17 protein-coding genes and 1 rRNA gene are annotated in these 17,505 nt (G+C 68.3%); all 18 read left to right on the forward strand.

Annotated elements, in window-relative coordinates:
• Positions 1-94: ribosomal RNA gene (rrf, locus tag C8K36_RS12445) — 5S ribosomal RNA — on the forward strand; the annotation flags it as partial.
• Between the two features lie 60 nt (positions 95-154).
• Positions 155-1,246, forward strand: coding sequence for a hypothetical protein (locus C8K36_RS12450; protein ID WP_107984828.1), 1,092 nt, complete (start codon positions 155-157; stop codon positions 1,244-1,246).
• Positions 1,243-2,253, forward strand: coding sequence for an HAD-IIA family hydrolase (locus tag C8K36_RS12455; protein WP_107984829.1), 1,011 nt, complete (start codon positions 1,243-1,245; stop codon positions 2,251-2,253). The genes C8K36_RS12450 and C8K36_RS12455 overlap by 4 nt, the downstream gene beginning before the upstream one ends.
• A 61-nt stretch (positions 2,254-2,314) precedes the next feature.
• Positions 2,315-2,533, forward strand: a complete 219-nt coding sequence (locus C8K36_RS12460) for a hypothetical protein (protein ID WP_107984830.1) — start codon at positions 2,315-2,317, stop codon at positions 2,531-2,533.
• A 2-nt stretch (positions 2,534-2,535) separates the two neighbouring features.
• The gene (locus C8K36_RS12465; RefSeq protein WP_107984831.1) at positions 2,536-3,387 is read left to right on the forward strand and encodes a TlyA family RNA methyltransferase; all 852 of its coding nucleotides are present in this window, start codon (positions 2,536-2,538) and stop codon (positions 3,385-3,387) included.
• Positions 3,388-3,395: 8 nt separating this feature from the next.
• Entirely contained in the window at positions 3,396-4,337 is a 942-nt protein-coding gene (locus C8K36_RS12470) for an NAD kinase (protein WP_107985164.1), read from the forward strand.
• Positions 4,338-4,339: 2 nt separating this feature from the next.
• Complete coding sequence (gene recN, locus C8K36_RS12475; protein WP_107985165.1) at positions 4,340-6,115, forward strand: DNA repair protein RecN; 1,776 nt, start codon at positions 4,340-4,342, stop codon at positions 6,113-6,115.
• A gap of 100 nt (positions 6,116-6,215) precedes the next feature.
• Complete coding sequence (steA, locus tag C8K36_RS12480) at positions 6,216-7,400, forward strand: putative cytokinetic ring protein SteA (RefSeq protein ID WP_107984832.1); 1,185 nt, start codon at positions 6,216-6,218, stop codon at positions 7,398-7,400.
• Positions 7,397-8,341 carry a copper transporter gene (locus C8K36_RS12485; protein ID WP_107984833.1) on the forward strand — a complete coding sequence of 315 codons (945 nt, stop codon included), beginning with the start codon at positions 7,397-7,399 and terminating at the stop codon, positions 8,339-8,341. The genes steA and C8K36_RS12485 overlap by 4 nt, the downstream gene beginning before the upstream one ends.
• Positions 8,342-8,486: 145 nt before the next feature.
• On the forward strand, positions 8,487-10,226 hold the full coding sequence (locus C8K36_RS12490) for a CTP synthase (protein WP_107984834.1): 1,740 nt from the start codon (positions 8,487-8,489) through the stop codon (positions 10,224-10,226).
• A gap of 7 nt (positions 10,227-10,233) precedes the next feature.
• A complete protein-coding gene (locus C8K36_RS12495; RefSeq protein WP_107984835.1) occupies positions 10,234-10,884 on the forward strand; it encodes an NUDIX domain-containing protein in 651 nt (216 codons plus the stop codon).
• The gene (xerD, locus tag C8K36_RS12500) at positions 10,881-11,810 is read left to right on the forward strand and encodes a site-specific tyrosine recombinase XerD (RefSeq protein WP_107984836.1); all 930 of its coding nucleotides are present in this window, start codon (positions 10,881-10,883) and stop codon (positions 11,808-11,810) included. The genes C8K36_RS12495 and xerD overlap by 4 nt, the downstream gene beginning before the upstream one ends.
• A 156-nt stretch (positions 11,811-11,966) precedes the next feature.
• On the forward strand, positions 11,967-12,839 hold the full coding sequence (locus C8K36_RS12505; protein WP_420910888.1) for an AAA family ATPase: 873 nt from the start codon (positions 11,967-11,969) through the stop codon (positions 12,837-12,839).
• A 5-nt stretch (positions 12,840-12,844) separates the two neighbouring features.
• Entirely contained in the window at positions 12,845-13,675 is an 831-nt protein-coding gene (locus tag C8K36_RS12510; protein WP_107984838.1) for a segregation and condensation protein A, read from the forward strand.
• Entirely contained in the window at positions 13,672-14,358 is a 687-nt protein-coding gene (gene scpB, locus C8K36_RS12515) for an SMC-Scp complex subunit ScpB (protein WP_107984839.1), read from the forward strand. Before C8K36_RS12510 ends, scpB begins: the two co-directional genes overlap by 4 nt.
• 13 nt (positions 14,359-14,371) lie before the next feature.
• Entirely contained in the window at positions 14,372-15,361 is a 990-nt protein-coding gene (locus C8K36_RS12520) for a pseudouridine synthase (protein ID WP_107984840.1), read from the forward strand.
• Entirely contained in the window at positions 15,358-16,050 is a 693-nt protein-coding gene (gene cmk / locus C8K36_RS12525; protein WP_107984841.1) for a (d)CMP kinase, read from the forward strand. Before C8K36_RS12520 ends, cmk begins: the two co-directional genes overlap by 4 nt.
• A complete protein-coding gene (gene der, locus C8K36_RS12530; protein WP_258195393.1) occupies positions 16,047-17,489 on the forward strand; it encodes a ribosome biogenesis GTPase Der in 1,443 nt (480 codons plus the stop codon). Before cmk ends, der begins: the two co-directional genes overlap by 4 nt.
• The last annotated feature ends 16 nt before the right edge of the window (positions 17,490-17,505 follow it).

The following is a 17,505-nucleotide window of genomic DNA, read 5'->3' on the forward strand; positions in this document are numbered from 1 at the left end:
AACGCCCGGTCTCATTCCGAACCCGGAAGCTAAGCCCTCCAGCGCCGATGGTACTGCACTCGACAGGGTGTGGGAGAGTAGGACACCGCCGAACATCCGTTACCGAAAGGGGACCCAACACACTGGGTCCCCTTTCGTGCTTTGTATGAAAGGAATGGCTGTGTCGGAAAGCAGTGGTGATCGTCGGAACTTCCGCGGAGACGGCCCCCACCGTTCCGAAGGACAACGAGACGGTCGGCCGTCGTCGGATCGACGTGGGGGTCACGACGACCGCCGTCAGTCTCCGACCGGTGGACAGGATCGTGCCGGCCGTCCGGGTAGTGGTTCAGGTCAGTGGCGCGATCGTGACGATCGCAGTGGAGACCGTGGTGACGACCGCCGCGGATATCAGGGTCGCGACGACCGCCGCGATGATCGTCGCGGCGAACGTTCGTCCGACGATCGCCGTCCCTTCCAGGGGCGCGGCGACGATCGTCGCACCGGGGGTGGGCCGCGTCGTCGTGGCGGCGAAGGCGGCTTCGGGCCGGCCCGTGATCGTGACGCGATCGGGCAGCAGCGGCGTGACGCCCGCCCCGACGAGCCGGATATCCCGGACGACGTCGAGGCATCGGAGCTCGAGCCCGCCGTGCGCCGCGATCTGCTGAGTCTCGACAAGAACAACGCAAATGCGGTCGCCCGCCATCTCGTGATGGCAAGCCGGCTGATCGACGACGATCCGCGTCTGGCACTCGCGCATGCCCGCGCCGCACGTCAGCGTGCCGGCCGCATCGCGGTGGTCCGCGAGACCGCGGGAATCACCGCGTATCACGCCGGCGAATGGGCAGAGGCGTTGTCCGAGCTGCGGGCCGCACGTCGGATGTCCGGTGGCCCGGGCTTCCTCGCCGTGATGGCTGACTGCGAACGCGGTCTGGGGCGTCCCGAGCGCGCGATCGAGCTGGGCCGGAGCGACGAGGCGCGTGCGCTGACGGGCGAGGATGCCAGCGAGCTCCGCATGGTCGTGGCAGGTGCCCGCATGGATCTCGGTCAGTTCGACCAGGCCGTCGTCACCCTGCAGACTGCGGACCTCGATGCGGCGCGTACCGGCGCGGCTGCGGCCCGGCTGTTCTACGCGTATGCCGACGCGCTCGTTGCCGCCGGACGAATCGCCGATGGCCTCAAGTGGTTCCTCAACGCGGCGGCCGCCGATCTCGACGGGGACACCGATGCGGAGGAGCGTGTGGCCGAACTGACCGGAGAAGGTCAGTGACGTCCACGCTGCGAAGCGGCTTCGACGTCCTCCTGCTCGACCTCGACGGCACCGTGTACCAGGGACCCGACATCATCCCTGGTGCGCGGGAGGCGCTCGAGGCCGGGGACGAGCGTCAGCTGTACGTGACGAACAATGCGAGCCGCAGTCCGTCCGAGGTGGCCGAGCATCTGCGTGATCTGGGCTTCACTGCGGCCGACGGCGATGTCGTCACGAGTTCGCAATCGGCTGCACGGCTGCTGTCCGAGCAGTTGGACACGGGGTCTGCGGTGCTGGTCGTCGGCACGGACGCGCTCGCCGCGGAGATCGAGAACGTCGGGCTGCGTGCGGTCCGACGGTTCGCCGACAGCCCGGTGGCTGTGGTCCAGGGGCATTCGCCCGCGACCGACTGGGGGATCCTCGCGGAGGCGACCCTCGCGATCAGGGCCGGCGCGCTGTGGATCGCGGCCAACATCGATTCCACTCTGCCCACGGAGCGGGGACTGGTCCTCGGCAACGGTTCCATGGTGGCCGCACTCCGGACGGCAACGGGGCAGGATCCCGTCGTCGCGGGTAAGCCGGCGTCGCCGCTCATGCGGGACGCCCTGGCGCGGGCGAACGCGTCCAAGCCATTGGTCGTCGGGGACCGACTCGATACCGACATCGCCGGCGCCAACGCGGTGGGTGTCGAATCGCTCCTGGTCCTGACCGGCGTGAGTACGACGGCGGATCTGCTGCGTGCGGACGCGGTCCACCGTCCGACGTATGTCGCAGAGTCGCTCGAGGCGCTCAACCGCCCGGCGGCGTCGTCGGTGGTTGCCGTCCACCCTGGTTGGCAGGTGGACTTCGAAGCCGGTGATCTCGTGGTGCGCACCGTCGACACGGATGGCGAGTCGAACGGTCGTACCACCGCTGGGGCATTCTTGACTGTGCTCGCGGCGGCGTGGACACACCCGGAGTTCGTCCGGATCAGGGCCGCCGACAGCGAAGCACGGACCGCGGTGCCCTCGCTACTGGGCGGCATGTAACGGACCGGACGCCGGGATCACCGGTGGTCCGTTGTCGGGCAGATGGGCTAGGTTTGCTTCGATGAGCACGCCGGTACCACTCCCAGGCCAGCACCTCCCGGGTACGGGCAGCAGTGTCGACCCCGCGAGCATTCACTCGAGGGTCGACGCGCTGCTCACCCGGTTGGACGGTGCCGAAACCGACGCGGACACCGCAAGTGGGCTGACCCGGCAGGCGCAGATTCTCGAACGGGCTCACGATGTTCTCGTCGAGTCCCTGGCAGCAGTGGACAAGGTCTGAAGGTGGCACGTCGAGCAAGGGTCGATGCAGAACTCGTGCGGCGGGGACTCGCACGGTCTCGTGAGCAGGCAGTGGAGTTGATCTCAGCGGGCCGTGTGCTCATCGCCGGGACTGTGGCGACCAAGCCTGCCACGGCGATCGAGGCCGGTACGCCACTCCTGGTGACGGAACTCGACGAGGAGATTTCGTGGGCGTCGCGGGGCGCACACAAGCTGATCGGCGCACTGGAGGCGTTCGGGCCGCGCGGGCTCGCGGTCGAGGGACGACGGTGTCTCGACGCCGGCGCGTCGACCGGAGGATTCACCGATGTGCTTCTGTACAACGGGGCGCGCGAGGTCGCGGCGGTGGACGTCGGGTACGGCCAATTGGTGTGGAAACTCCAGACCGACGACCGCGTGCACGTCTTCGATCGCACCAATGTTCGGTCCATCGACGCCGAGACGATCGGTGGTCCGGTGGACTTGGTGGTGTCGGACCTGTCGTTCATCTCGCTCAAGCTTGTGCTGCCGGCGCTCGTCGCCTGTGTGTCCGATGGTGCGGACCTCGTTCCGATGGTGAAGCCGCAGTTCGAGGTCGGTAAGGATCGCGTCGGCACCGGCGGCGTGGTACGCGACCCGGAACTCCGGGTGAGCGCAGTTCTCGAGGTGGCTGAGGCAGCGGCGGCACTGGGTCTGCGCACTCTCGGCGCCGTGGCCAGCCCGCTTCCGGGTCCGTCGGGCAACGTCGAGTACTTCTTGTGGCTCCGCAAGGCCGACGCGGCTCCCGCGGACGTGGACGCCGACTCGGAAGACGGAGATTCGGCTCCCTCCGTCGAGGAACTGATCCGGCGCGCGGTCGAGGAAGGTCCGCAGTGATCCAGGCCATGGCGGATGCCGTGTCGCGCAGCGATTCGGGCCGTCAGATCCTCCTGGTGGCCCACACCGGCCGCGCCGAGATCACCGACACCGCGCGCCGCGTCGCCGCGATCTGCGCGCACGCCGGAATCGGACTGCGACTCCTCGAGAACGAGGTCGATCTCGCGTGGGTCGAACGCGGCGCCCACGACCCCGACGTACCGGTAGTCACAGTGGTCCCGGAGGGGCCCGGTGCTGCGTCCGACTGTGAGATGGTCATCGTCCTCGGGGGCGACGGCAGCTTCCTGCGCGCTGCGGAACTGGCCCAGTCGGCCGATGTTCCTGTGCTCGGCATCAATCTGGGCAGGATCGGTTTCCTTGCCGAGGCGGAGGCCGAACACCTCGAGGCGGCGATGGCGCAGGTCGTGCGGCGCGAGTACCGCATCGAACATCGGATGACGCTCGACGTCGTGGTCCGCATCGAGGACCGGATCGTGCAGCGAGGGTGGGCACTCAACGAAGCGAGCATCGAGAATCGGTCGCGGCTCGGTGTGCTCGAAGTGGTACTCGAGGTCGACGGACGCCCGGTCTCCGCGTTCGGGTGCGACGGTGTTCTGGTCGCGACCCCCACGGGTTCCACTGCGTACGCGTTCTCCGCAGGCGGCCCCATCGTGTGGCCCGAACTCGAAGCGCTGCTGGTGATTCCGAGCAATGCGCACGCACTGTTTGCGCGTCCGCTCGTGACCAGTCCGGAATCGATCGTGGCAATCGAGACGGTCGCGGACAGCCACGACGGGCTCGTCTTCTGCGATGGACGCCGGACGCTGGAACTGCCGGCAGGCGCTCGGGTCGAGGTGGTGCGCGGTAAGTATCCCGTCCGCTGGGTGCGCCTCGATTCGGCGCCGTTCGCCGATCGCATGGTGCGCAAATTCGAACTACCGGTGACCGGGTGGCGGGGGAGGAAGCGGTAGCTGTGCTTTCGGAGATTCGGATCGACAACCTCGGGGCCATCTCCTCGGCCTGCGCCCAATTCCACGAAGGGCTGACTGTCCTCACCGGCGAGACCGGTGCCGGCAAGACAATGGTGGTCACCAGCCTGCATCTGCTCAGCGGTGCCCGCGCAGACGCCGGCCGTGTGCGGGTCGGTGCGGCACGTGCGGTTGTCGAAGGTCGGTTCAGTGTCGACGCAAGCGCGCCGCAGGTCGACCGTGAGGTCACGCGGCTCCTCGAATCGTGCGGCGCCGAACGTGACGAGGACGGCACCATCATCGCGGTGCGGACCGTGGGTGGGGACGGCCGCTCGCGGGCCCACCTCGGTGGGCGGAGCATCCCGGCCGGTGTGCTCTCCGAGTTCACCGACCCGCTCCTCACGGTGCACGGCCAGAACGATCAGTTGCGTCTACTCCGTCCGGACCAGCAGCGCGCAGCGCTCGACCGCTTCGCGGACAAGGCCGTCGGGCCCCTGCTCGCCCGTTACGGCAAGCACCGGGCGGAGTGGCTCGAGGCACGGACCGAGCTGATCGAACGGACCAGTCGCACACGCGAACTCGCGCAGGAAGCCGATCAGCTGACGTTCGCACTCGAGGAGATCGACCGGATCGCACCCACGGCAGGCGAGGACCGGGAGATCGTCGACGAGGTTCGCAGGCTCGGCGACCTGGATTCGCTGCGTTCTGCCGCAGAGGACTCGCAGGCCGCGCTCGTCGGGATCGAGGACTCGGTCGACGGCGGTTCCGGCGCGCTGGACCTTCTCGGGGAGGCGCGCGCACGGATCGAATCGTCCGACGATCCCGCGCTCGCCGGACTCGGGCCTCGACTGGGGGAGGCGATGGCGGTCGTCGCCGATGTCTCGGGTGAGCTGTCGGGTTATCTGTCCGGACTGCCGAGCGACCCAGGCGCGCTCGACTCGTTGTTGACGCGTCAGGCCGAACTCAAGACCCTCACCCGGAAGTACGCTGCCGACATCGACGGCGTGCTCGAGTGGGCGGGAACGGCGCGGGATCGCCTCGAACGCATCGATGTGTCCGCCGACGCCTTGGCGGACCTGTCCGCGCGGGTGGACAAGGCGGCGACGTCGACCTCGGAAGCTGCCGGCAAGCTCTCCGCGGCTCGGACGAAGGCCGCTGTCAAACTTGCGAAGGCCGTCAGTGACGAATTGGCGGGTCTCGCGATGGGGCGAGCGGCCCTCGAGGTTACGGTGCGCCCGCGGGAGGCGGGACCGGCCGATTCCGCTCCCCTCGTGCTCGACGGACGCGAACTTCACGCGGGCGTCTCCGGTGTCGACGAGGTCGAGTTCCGTCTCGCGGCGCACAGTGGTGCCCCGGCGCTACCGATCAGCAAGAGCGCGTCCGGTGGCGAGTTGTCCCGCGTGATGCTGGCCCTCGAGGTGGTTCTGGCGGGCTCCGACCGCGGCGCGACGATGGTGTTCGACGAGGTCGACGCGGGTGTCGGTGGCCGTGCTGCAGTCGAGATCGGGCGTCGACTCGCCCGTCTGGCACGCACACATCAGGTCATCGTCGTCACGCATCTGCCGCAGGTGGCGGCCTTCGCTGACACACACCTGGTGGTCGACAAGACCGACGACGTCCGAAGTGGCATCGACAGCGGCGTGCGCACCCTCACCGAGGACGAACGGGTCGTGGAACTGGCGCGCATGCTCGCCGGCCTCGAGGACACCGAGACCGGTCGGGCGCACGCGGAGGAACTGCTGTCGATCGCGGGACAGGAGCGCAGCGCCGCGCTGGCGTGACCTCGAAACAGACTTTTCAGTTGGCATTGTGTTACTGGTGTGGTATTTGGTACGGCGCGCCTCCGTGGTGATCGTCATGTGACGGGCGATCATCGAATCCATGAAGATGCCGGCGCTGCTCTCCCGTAAGACCGAATCGCTACCCGGAATCAGCGGCATCGCCCGAGTCGACCGCGACACCGCCAAACTGCTGCGTCGAGTCGGCCATGGTGACATCGTCGTCCTGGACGAGATCGATCTGGATCGGGTGACGGCCGACGCTCTCGTGACGGCCGGCGTCCTCGCCGTCGTGAACGCGTCGGTGTCCATCTCGGGCCGCTATCCGAATCTGGGGCCCGAGGTCCTGGTGGCGAACGGCATCATTCTCGTCGACGCGCCCGGCAGCGAGTTGATGAAGGTCGTCAAGGACGGCTCCAAGGTCCGGTTGCACGAGGGCGCTGTGTACGCGGGCGAACGCCTGCTGGTGCAGGGCGAGGAGCAGGTCGAGGCCGAGATCTCCGACCGGATGATCGAGGCCCGGACGGGCCTCGTCGACCATCTGGAGGCGTTCTCCGGCAACACCATCGAGTTCATTCGGTCGGAGAGCCCGCTACTGATCGACGGCGTCGGCGTGCCGGACATCGACGTGGATCTGAAGGGCCGGCATGTGGTCGTCGTCGCGGACGGGCCCGACCACCAGTCAGACCTCAAGAATCTCAAGCCGTTCATCAAGGAGTATTCGCCGATCCTCATCGGTGTCGGTGCGGGCGCGGACACACTGACCAAGGCCGGCTACCGCCCGGACCTGATCGTCGGTGACCCCGAGGACATCACTGCCGAGACGCTCAAGTGCGGTGCCGAGGTCGTGCTACCCGCCGACCCGGACGGACACGCACAGGGCCTGTCGCGCATCCAGGATCTGGGTATCGGCGCCATGACGTTCCCGGCGTCGGCGTCGCCGTCGGATCTGGCGCTGCTGCTGGCCGACCATCACGGCGCGTCACTCATCGTCACCGTCGGCACCACCGTGTCGCTCGACGAGTTCTTCGACCGCGGCCGCCGGGACGCCAACCCGGCCGCGTTCATGACGCGTCTGAAGGTCGGGCCGAAACTCGTCGACGCCAAGGCCGTCTCGACGCTGTACAGCAGCAGGGTATCCGGTGCGGCCATCGCGTTGCTCGTCCTCGCGGCGCTCACAGCGGTCATCGTCGCGCTGGTGGTCTCCAATGTCGGCGGAGACGCCGTCGACTGGGCAATCGATACGTGGAACAGCTTCGCGCTGTGGGTTCAGGGGCTCTTCAAGTGATTTCGATGCGTCAACATGCCATTTCCATAGCGGCAATCTTCCTGGCCCTGGCCATCGGTGTCGTGCTGGGTTCCGGGTTGCTGTCGAACGGGATGCTCTCGGGTCTGCGAGACGACAAGGCCGATCTGCAGAGCGAGATCGAGGACCTCAACACGACGAACAACCAGTTGAGCGAGCAACTCACCTCCGCCGACGGATTCGACTCCGTGGTGTCCGACCGGATCGTGCGCGACGCACTCGCTCAGCGCTCGGTGGTCCTCGTCACCACACCCGACGCGGATCCGGGCGACCTGGAGGGCGTCAACCGTCTGGTCGGACAGGCCGGCGGGAACGTGACGGGCCGGATCGCACTCACCAAGTCGTTCGTGGACTCGGTGAACGGCGATCAGCTGCGCACGACTGTGACAAACATCATCCCGGCAGGAATTCAGCTCCGGACCGGCGCCGTGGACCAGGGGAGCCTGGCCGGTGACCTGTTGGGTTCGGTCCTGTTGCTCAATCCGCAGACGGCCCAGCCTCAGACCACTCCGGAGGAGCGGGTGCTCGCTCTCGACGCGCTGCGCGGCGGCGGTTTCGTCGACTTCGACGGCAACGTGGCCCCCGCACAGTTCGCGATCGTCGTCACCGGTGCCGGTGATCCCGAGAACACCGGCGGTAACCGTGGTGCCGTGATCGCGAGATTCGCGGCGTCGCTGGACGGCCGCGGCGCCGGCACCGTGCTGGCGGGACCGCCGTCGTCGGCGGAAGGCAGCGGTCCGATCGCGGTCGCGCGCGCCGATGCGGGCGTCTCCGCGATGCTGTCGACGGTCGACAACGTCGACCGGGAATCGGGTCGCATCACCACGATCCTCGCACTTCAGGAGCAGCTCGGAGGCGGATCCGGGCGGTACGGAACGGGGCCGGGAGCGGCCTCCGTGACCGTGGGGGCACCGGCACAATGACACGGGTGTGACGCCTCTCGCCCCGTAACCGGAGCGCCGCGCGCGGCGCTCCGGCGAGAAGGTGTTACCGTGAGGTCCCGTGGGTCGGCAGGCCCCAGCAGCGTCCACTCAGACCAAGTCCTGCACAGTCGTCACGGGAGCCCCTTTGCCACAGTCACGCATTCATTCGCGTAGCGCCACCAAGCACATCTTCGTGAGCGGGGGTGTCGCCTCCTCGCTCGGTAAGGGATTGACCGCTTCCAGCCTCGGTGAGCTGCTCACCGCGCGCGGACTGCGCGTGACCATGCAGAAGCTCGATCCTTACCTCAACGTCGATCCCGGAACGATGAACCCGTTCCAGCACGGCGAGGTGTTCGTCACCGAGGACGGTGCCGAGACCGATCTCGACGTGGGGCACTACGAGCGTTTCCTCGACCGCGACCTCAACGCCTTCGCGAACGTCACGACCGGCCAGGTGTACTCGGCAGTCATCGCCAAGGAGCGTCGCGGTGAGTACCTCGGCGACACCGTCCAGGTGATCCCGCACATCACCGACGAGATCAAGAGCCGCATCACCGCGATGGCCGGAGCGGATGCGCAGGGGCAGGTCCCCGACGTCGTCATCACCGAGATCGGCGGCACGGTCGGCGACATCGAGTCGCAGCCCTTCCTCGAGGCTGCCCGCCAGGTGCGCCACGACGTGGGCCGTGAGAATGTCTTCTTCCTGCACGTGTCGCTCGTTCCTTACCTCGGCCCCTCCGGCGAGCTGAAGACCAAGCCGACGCAGCATTCGGTGGCCGCGCTGCGCAACATCGGTATCCAGCCCGACGCGCTGATCCTGCGCTGCGATCGCGATGTGCCGCAGGCACTCAAGTCGAAGATCGCGCTGATGTGCGACGTCGACGTCGACGCCTGCATCTCCACCCCCGACGCGCCGTCGATCTACGACATCCCGAAGGTGCTGCACAGCGAGGGCCTCGACGCGTACGTGGTCCGTCAGCTGGGCCTGCCGTTCCGTGATGTGGACTGGACGGTGTGGGGCGACCTGCTCGACCGCGTCCACAACCCGCGCGAGACCGTCAAGGTGGCTCTGGTCGGCAAGTACGTCGACCTGCCCGACGCCTACCTGTCGGTGACCGAGGCGCTGCGCGCCGGTGGCTTCGCGCACCGCTCCAAGGTGGAGATCTCGTGGGTGCCGTCCGACGAGTGCGAGACCGAGGAAGGCGCACGTGCCGCGATCGGCGGCGTCGATGCCGTGCTGATCCCGGGAGGCTTCGGCATCCGCGGCATCGAGGGCAAGCTCGGTGCCATCCGCTTCGCGCGCACCCACAAGATTCCGCTGCTCGGCCTGTGCCTGGGTCTGCAGGCCGTCGTCATCGAGGCCGCGCGCTCGGTGGGCCTCGAGGATGCGAACTCGGAGGAGTTCGACGCCGACACCACGCACCCGGTCATCTCGACGATGGCGGACCAGGAGCAGATCGTGGCCGGCGAGGCCGACCTGGGCGGCACGATGCGTCTGGGTGCGTACCCCGCGGTGCTGGACAAGGGCTCGGTCGTCGCCAAGGCATACGGCAGCGAGAACGTCTCCGAGCGTCACCGCCACCGCTACGAGGTCAACAACGCCTACCGCAACCGGATCGCCAAGAGCGGCCTGGTCTTCTCCGGCACGTCGCCGGACGGCCACCTGGTCGAGTTCGTCGAGCTCCCCGCGGACAAGCACCCGTTCTTCGTTGCGACGCAGGCACATCCGGAGCTCAAGAGCCGCCCCACCCGTCCGCATCCGCTGTTCTCGGCCTTCGTCGGCGCTGCCCTCGACTACAAGGCGGCCGAGCAGCTTCCCGTCGAGGTCACGGATGTCGCGGCATCGTCGCCGGCGGACGCGGCCACCGCGGACAGCGTCGGATAGCCACTCGATGAGCCTGCCGGGGGAGCACGAGTTCGACACGGTCGCCTCGCGCGATGTGTACAGCGGGGCGATCGTTGCCCTGCGCGTGGACCGGGTGGCGATGCCCGGCGGGCGAGAAGCTGACCGAGAGGTCGTCGAGCACCACGGGGCTGTTGCCGTGGCGGTGCTCGACGACCTCGATCGGCTGGTACTGATCCATCAGTACCGACATCCACTCGGACGGCGACTGTGGGAGTTGCCTGCGGGCCTGCTCGACGAACCCGGCGAGGCTCCCGTCGCCGCGGCGCGCCGTGAACTCGTCGAGGAGACCGGACTCGCGGCCGACCACTGGTCGGTGCTCGTCGACGTCGCGTTGTCGCCGGGCTTCACGGACGAATCCGTCCGGGTGTTCGTGGCGACCGGCCTGCACGAGGTGGGCCGTCCGGACGCTCACGACGAGGAGGCCGACCTCGAGATCGTGCGGGTTCCGCTCGACGACGCCGTGGACATGGCGCTGCGCGGTGACATCGTCAACGCGACTGCGGTGTCGGGGATCCTGGCGCTCGCTGCGGCGCGCGCGAAGGGCACGAGCCTGCGCTCGGCCGACGCCGAGTGGACCGATCGGCCGGAGGCCTTCACGCGACGCAAGCACGGTCGGGCCGCCCACGGATCCGCATGACCGCGCTGGGCGGTCTGATCGACTCGTATCTGGACCACCTGACCGTCGAGCGCGGGGCCGCACGCAACACCCTTTCGTCGTATCGCCGTGACCTCGAACGCTATGCGCGCTTCCTCGAGGGGCGAGGTATCGATGACGCGCGGTCGGTCAACGAATCCGACGTCAGCGAGTTCGTGGTGGCCCTGCGCAAGGGCGACCCCGACGCCGGGGTCGTGGCGCTGGCGCCGAGTTCGGCGGCGCGTGCACTGATCGCGGTCCGCGGCCTGCACAGATTCGCGGCCGCCGAGGGGGTGACGACCGGTGACGTCGCGCGGGCGGTGAAGCCGCCGACGCCGGGCCGACGGCTTCCCAAGTCGCTGCCGCTCGACGATGTGCTCGCGATTCTCGATGCCGCCGGCGGCGACGGTGCCGCGGACAACCCGCGCACCCTGCGCGACCGCGCGCTGCTCGAGCTGCTCTACTCGACCGGCGCCCGCATTTCCGAGGCAGTCGGCCTCGACGTCGACGACGTTGACACACAGTCCCGTTCGGTGCTGCTGCGCGGCAAGGGCGGCAAGGAACGCGTCGTCCCCATCGGTCGGCCCGCGATCGCCGCGATCGACACCTACCTGGTGCGGGGCCGTCCCGCGCTGTCGGTGCGGGGCGGGCCTGCACTGTTCCTCAACGTCCGCGGTGGCCGGTTGTCCCGGCAGAGCGCCTGGCAGGTGCTGCACACGGCCGCCGAGAAGGCCGGCATCGCGGTCGCGGTCTCACCGCACACCCTGAGACATTCGTTCGCGACACATCTGCTCGACGGCGGCGCCGACGTCCGCGTCGTGCAGGAACTCCTGGGGCACGCCTCGGTGACGACGACGCAGATCTACACCATGGTCACGGTGGGTGCGCTGCGCGAGGTGTGGGCTCAGGCGCATCCCCGGGCGCGTTGACAGGTTGCGTGTTGGCAGTCGTTTGAGATCACGAAGCGGTAGCGTTACGGCATCGGACAGCGACAGGATGGGACCGACAGGACAGGGGAACATCGGACCGTGGTGACACCGCAGCCGCCGGAGGCGGAGCAAGCGCACCCGTATTCCAGGGGCGCGCTGTCGTATGCAGAGAATCTCGAGCCGGTGACGGACGCGCCGATGGGCCCGACCGGCCGTCCGCTGCGTGAGGTGCCGGAACCGGGGCCCGTCGCCGCGCACGGACCCGCTCGAATCATCGCGATGTGCAACCAGAAGGGCGGCGTCGGCAAGACCACGTCGACGATCAACCTGGGCGCCTCACTCGCCCAGTACGGGCGTCGGGTGCTGCTCGTCGACCTCGATCCGCAGGGTGCATTGTCCGCGGGTCTGGGTGTGGCACATCACGATCTGGATCTCACGGTCCACAACCTGCTGGTGGAGCGGACTTCGATCGACGACGTGCTGATGCGCACTCGGATCGAGGGACTGGATCTGCTCCCGAGCAACATCGACCTGTCCGCCGCCGAGATCCAGCTCGTCACCGAGGTGGGCCGCGAGCAGACACTCGGCCGGGTCCTGCACCCCGTTCTCGACCGCTACGACTACGTCCTCATCGACTGCCAACCGTCGCTGGGCCTGCTGACCGTCAACGCACTCGCGTGCGCCGACAGCGTGATCATCCCCATGGAGTGCGAGTACTTCTCGCTTCGGGGCCTGGCCCTGCTCAACGACACCGTCGACAAGGTCCGCGACCGGCTCAATCCGCGGCTCGCCCTCGACGGCATCGTCGTGACGATGTTCGACTCCCGCACCCTGCACGCCCGCGAGGTCATGTCGCGCGTCGTGGAGGTGTTCGGCGACCTCGTGTACGACACCGTGATCAACCGCACCGTGCGATTCCCCGAGACCAGCGTCGCGGGGGAGCCGATCGTCACGTGGGCACCGAAGTCCGGTGGTGCCGAGGCCTACCGGGCATTGGCCCGCGAGGTCATCCACCGCTGCGGCCGGTAGCTGCTGTGACCACGGACGTCGTAGGGGAAGCGCCACCGGAAGCCGTCGCGGAGGATCCGCCGGGATTCCGGTTGCGCCTGCGGAACTTCGAGGGTCCGTTCGACCTGTTGCTGACGCTCATCAGCCAGCACCGACTCGACGTCACCGAGGTGGCGCTCGCGGAGGTCACCGACGAGTTCATCTCGTACATGCGCGGCCTCGGAAGTGACCTGGGGCTGGACCAGACGACCGAGTTCCTGGTGGTGGCCGCGACCCTGCTCGATCTGAAGGCGGCCCGATTGCTACCCGCGGGCGAGGTGGACGATACCGAGGATCTGGCACTGCTCGAGGCGCGGGATCTGCTGTTCGCGCGGCTGCTGCAGTACCGGGCGTACAAGCAGGTGGCGCAGCTGTTCGGTGAACTCGAGTCGGCGGCGCTGCGCCGGTATCCGCGGTCGGTGTCGGTGGAGGACCGCTACGTCGGGCTGCTTCCGGAAGTACTCCTCGGCGTCGACCCCCTGCAGTTCGCGGAGATTGCCGCTACCGCGTTCCGGCCCCGACCCGTGCCGACGGTGGGACTCGATCACCTGCACGTGCCGACGGTGTCGGTGCCGGAACAGGCGGCCAGGATCCTCGAGTTGCTGCAGCAGCACGGCGCCGGGGTGTGGACGTCGTTCGGTGTGCTCATCGCGGAATGCGACGCCCAGGTTCAGATCGTGGCGCGCTTCCTGGCGCTGCTCGAGCTGTATCGAGAGAAGGCGGTGCTGTTCGAACAGCCCGAGCCGCTGGGAGACCTCCTGGTGAGCTGGACCGGCGAGGACCGATCCGCACCGGCGAGCGAGGAGGACTACGGATGACATCCGTCGACACCGACGACCTGGGCCCGTTCGAGGACGAGTTCACCGAACTGTCCGACGACCGGCTCGCCGCCGCGCTCGAGTCCATGCTGCTGGTCTTGGATACACCCGCAGCCCCGTCGCTACTCGCCGACGTCCTCGGAGTTCCGGAAGCACGGGTCGAGACGATGCTGCGGACGATGGCGGCCGGCCTGACCGAGCGGGGGAGCGGCATCGACCTGCGCTATGCGGGTGACGGCTGGCGGTTCTACACGCGCACCGAGTTCGCTCCCTACGTCGAGCGTCTGCTGCTCGACGGTGCCCGGTCCAAGCTGACGCGCGCCGCCCTCGAGACGCTCGCGGTCATCGCGTACCGGCAGCCACTCACCCGCGCACGGATCAGCGCGGTGCGTGGGGTCAATGTCGACGGTGTGATCCGATCGCTGTCGGCGCGCGGGCTGATCACCGAGGCGGGGCTGGACGCCGACTCGGGGGCAACCACGTATGCCACTACGGAACTGTTCCTCGAGCGCCTCGGACTGGCGTCACTCACCGATCTCCCACCCCTCGCGCCACTGCTGCCGGACGTAGATGTGATCGATGACATCACCGAGAGTCTCGAAGCCGATCCACGATTTGCGAGAATGGACAGGAACGCAGGGCCTGCGCAGCCGCAGGACCCTGAGATCGACACCGAAGATTGACAGGAAACAAAAAGTGAACAAGCCCGCTCGCCGTGATGGCACACCGGACCGCAAGACCAGGCAGCCTGCCAAGCCCTCCAAGGGCGCGAAGCCCGCAAAGAGCACTGCCCGCACCGAAGCTGGGAGCAACCAGCTGAACAAGCGGGGCAAGCCGAAGTCGGTCAAGCCCCAGCGCGCCCAGACTCAGGCGCAGAATCCGAAGATCAGCAACGCGAAGCCCGCGAAGCATCAGTACGCCGATGTCGACCGCGATCTCGAGCCCATGAAGGGCGACGGCGTGCGACTCCAGAAGGTGCTCGCGCAGGCCGGAGTCGCCTCCCGCCGCGCCGCCGAGGAGCTCATCGACCAGGGCCGCGTCGAGGTCGGCGGCCGCATCGTCCGCGAGCAGGGCCTGCGTGTCGACCCGGAGAACGCTGTCGTCCGCGTCGACGGAATCCGGGTCGTCGTCAAGAAGGACCTCGTCCACATCGCACTGAACAAGCCCCGTGGCTGGCAGTCGACGATGTCCGACGATCTGGGCCGTCCCTGCATCGGCGACATCGTCTCCGAGCGCGTCTCGGCCGGTCAGCGCCTCTTCCACGTCGGCCGGCTCGATGCCGACACCGAGGGGCTGATCCTGCTCACCAATGACGGCGACCTGGCGCACCGGCTGATGCACCCGTCGTTCGAGGTGCCGAAGACGTACCTGGCCACCGTGCAGGGTGTGGTGGACCGCAACGTCGGCAAGGCGCTCAAGGCCGGTGTCGAACTCGACGACGGCCCCGCCAGCGTGGACTCGTTCGCTGTGATGGACATCAACGGCGGCAAGTCGCTCGTGAAGATCGTCCTGCACGAGGGTCGGAAGCACATCGTGCGTCGTATCCTCGACGCCGTCGGACATCCGGTGGTGCGTCTGGTCCGCACCGACATCGGCGCCGTCGCCCTCGGCGACGGGCGTCCCGGCACCCTGCGTGTCCTCGGCCGCGGCGAGGTCGGCGGCCTCTACGGGGCGGTCGGCCTGTGACGGACCAGGCCGCGCTGGCCGTCGCGATCGACGGCCCGTCGGGCACCGGCAAGTCCAGCGTGTCGCGCCGGGTGGCGACGGCCCTGGGCGCCCGCTACCTCGACACCGGTGCGATGTACCGCATCGCGACGCTGCACGTGCTGCGCCGCGGTGTCGACGTGTCGGATCCGGTCGCGATCGCGGAGGCGACGGCTTCGCTGCCGCTGACGATCGGGACCGATCCGGCGACGGACGGCGTCCAGCTCGACGGCGAGGACGTCACCGACGAGATCCGCGGCGCGGCCGTCACCCAGGCGGTGTCCGCGGTGTCCGCGGTCCCCGAGGTGCGGGCGTTCCTGGTGGATCTGCAGCGCCGCATCGTCGAGCAGGCTGGTCGAATCGTCGTCGAGGGACGCGACATCGGTACCGTCGTACTCCCGGATGCGGACGTGAAGATCTTCCTGACCGCCTCCGCGGAGGCGCGGGCCACGCGACGCAACGCCCAGAACGTCGCGGAAGGCCGCGGTGACGACTTCGCCGCCGTCCTCACCGACGTGCAGCGTCGCGACCACCTCGACTCCACCCGCGCGGTGTCTCCACTGCGCCCGGCGGAGGACTCGGTGACGGTGGATACGAGCGAACTGGGAATCGAAGACGTGATCGGCAGGTTGCTGCTGGTGGTAGGCGACAGAACTGGAGCAGTGCAGTGACCGACGGTATTTCCGGAGATTCCACGGCGATCGAGTACGCCGGAGACGGCATCTGGAGTGAGGAATCCGACTGGGACCTCACCGATCTCCTCGATGGCGAAGACCCCGAGGAGCACATCGCCGTACCGACCCTGGCTGTGGTCGGACGCCCGAACGTCGGCAAGTCGACGCTCGTCAACCGCATCATCGGCCGTCGCGAGGCGGTCGTCGAGGACATCCCCGGTGTGACGCGTGACCGCGTGTCGTACGACGCCAACTGGGCCGGCCGCCGGTTCATGGTGCAGGACACCGGCGGCTGGGAGCCCGACGCCAAGGGGCTGCAGCAGGCGGTGGCGCGTCAGGCCGAGCTGGCGATGAAGACCGCGGATGCGATCCTGCTCGTGGTCGACGCCGTCGTCGGTGCGACCGCGACCGACGAGGCCGCGGCGCGCGTTCTGCGACGGTCGAAGACACCGGTGATCCTGGTCGCCAACAAGGTCGACGACGGCCGCACAGAGTCCGAGGCGGCCGCATTGTGGTCGCTGGGCCTCGGCGAGCCGTACGCGGTCAGTGCGACCCACGGCCGCGGTACCGGTGACCTGCTCGACGAGGTCCTGCGAGTTCTGCCGGAGACGCCCCGTGAGGGCACCGGCGGTGAGGGCCCGCGACGTGTCGCGCTGGTCGGCAAGCCCAACGTCGGCAAGTCCAGTCTGATCAACAAGCTGTCGGGCGACGAGCGTTCGGTGGTGCACGACGTCGCGGGCACCACGGTCGATCCCGTCGACTCGCTCGTCGAACTGGGCGACAAGGTGTGGAAGTTCATCGACACCGCCGGCCTGCGCAAGAAGGTCAACCACGCCAGCGGTCACGAGTTCTACGCGTCGCTGCGGACCAAGGGTGCGATCGAGGCTGCCGAGGTCGCGATCCTGCTGATCGATGCCTCGAAGCCGATCACCGAGCAGGACCTGCGCGTCCTGAGTCTGGTGGCAGAGACGGGCCGTGCGCTGGTAATCGCGTACAACAAGTGGGATCTGGTCGACGAGGACCGGCGTCTGATGCTCGAGAAGGAGATCGACCGCGAACTGGTCCGCGTGCCGTGGGCGCAGCGGGTCAACATCTCGGCACAGACCGGTCGCGCCGTCCAGAAGCTCGTCCCGGCGCTCGAAACGGCCCTGGAGTCGTGGGACAAGCGCATCCCGACCGGACGCCTCAACAACTGGCTCAAGGAAGTGGTGGCTGCGACGCCGCCGCCGATGCGTGGCGGACGCCTGCCCCGCATCATGTTCGCGACCCAGGCCAGCACCCGCCCGCCGACGTTCGTGCTCTTCACGAGCGGCTTCCTCGAGGCCGGCTACCGCCGGTTCCTCGAGCGTCGCCTGCGTGAGGAGTTCGGCTTCGACGGCAGCCCCGTCCGCATCTCGGTGCGTGTGCGGGAGAAGCGGGACCGCAACAAGCGCTGATCGTGCGTGACCGCAC

It is taken from the genome of Rhodococcus sp. OK519 (assembly GCF_003051005.1).
GTDB lineage: Bacteria > Actinomycetota > Actinomycetes > Mycobacteriales > Mycobacteriaceae > Prescottella.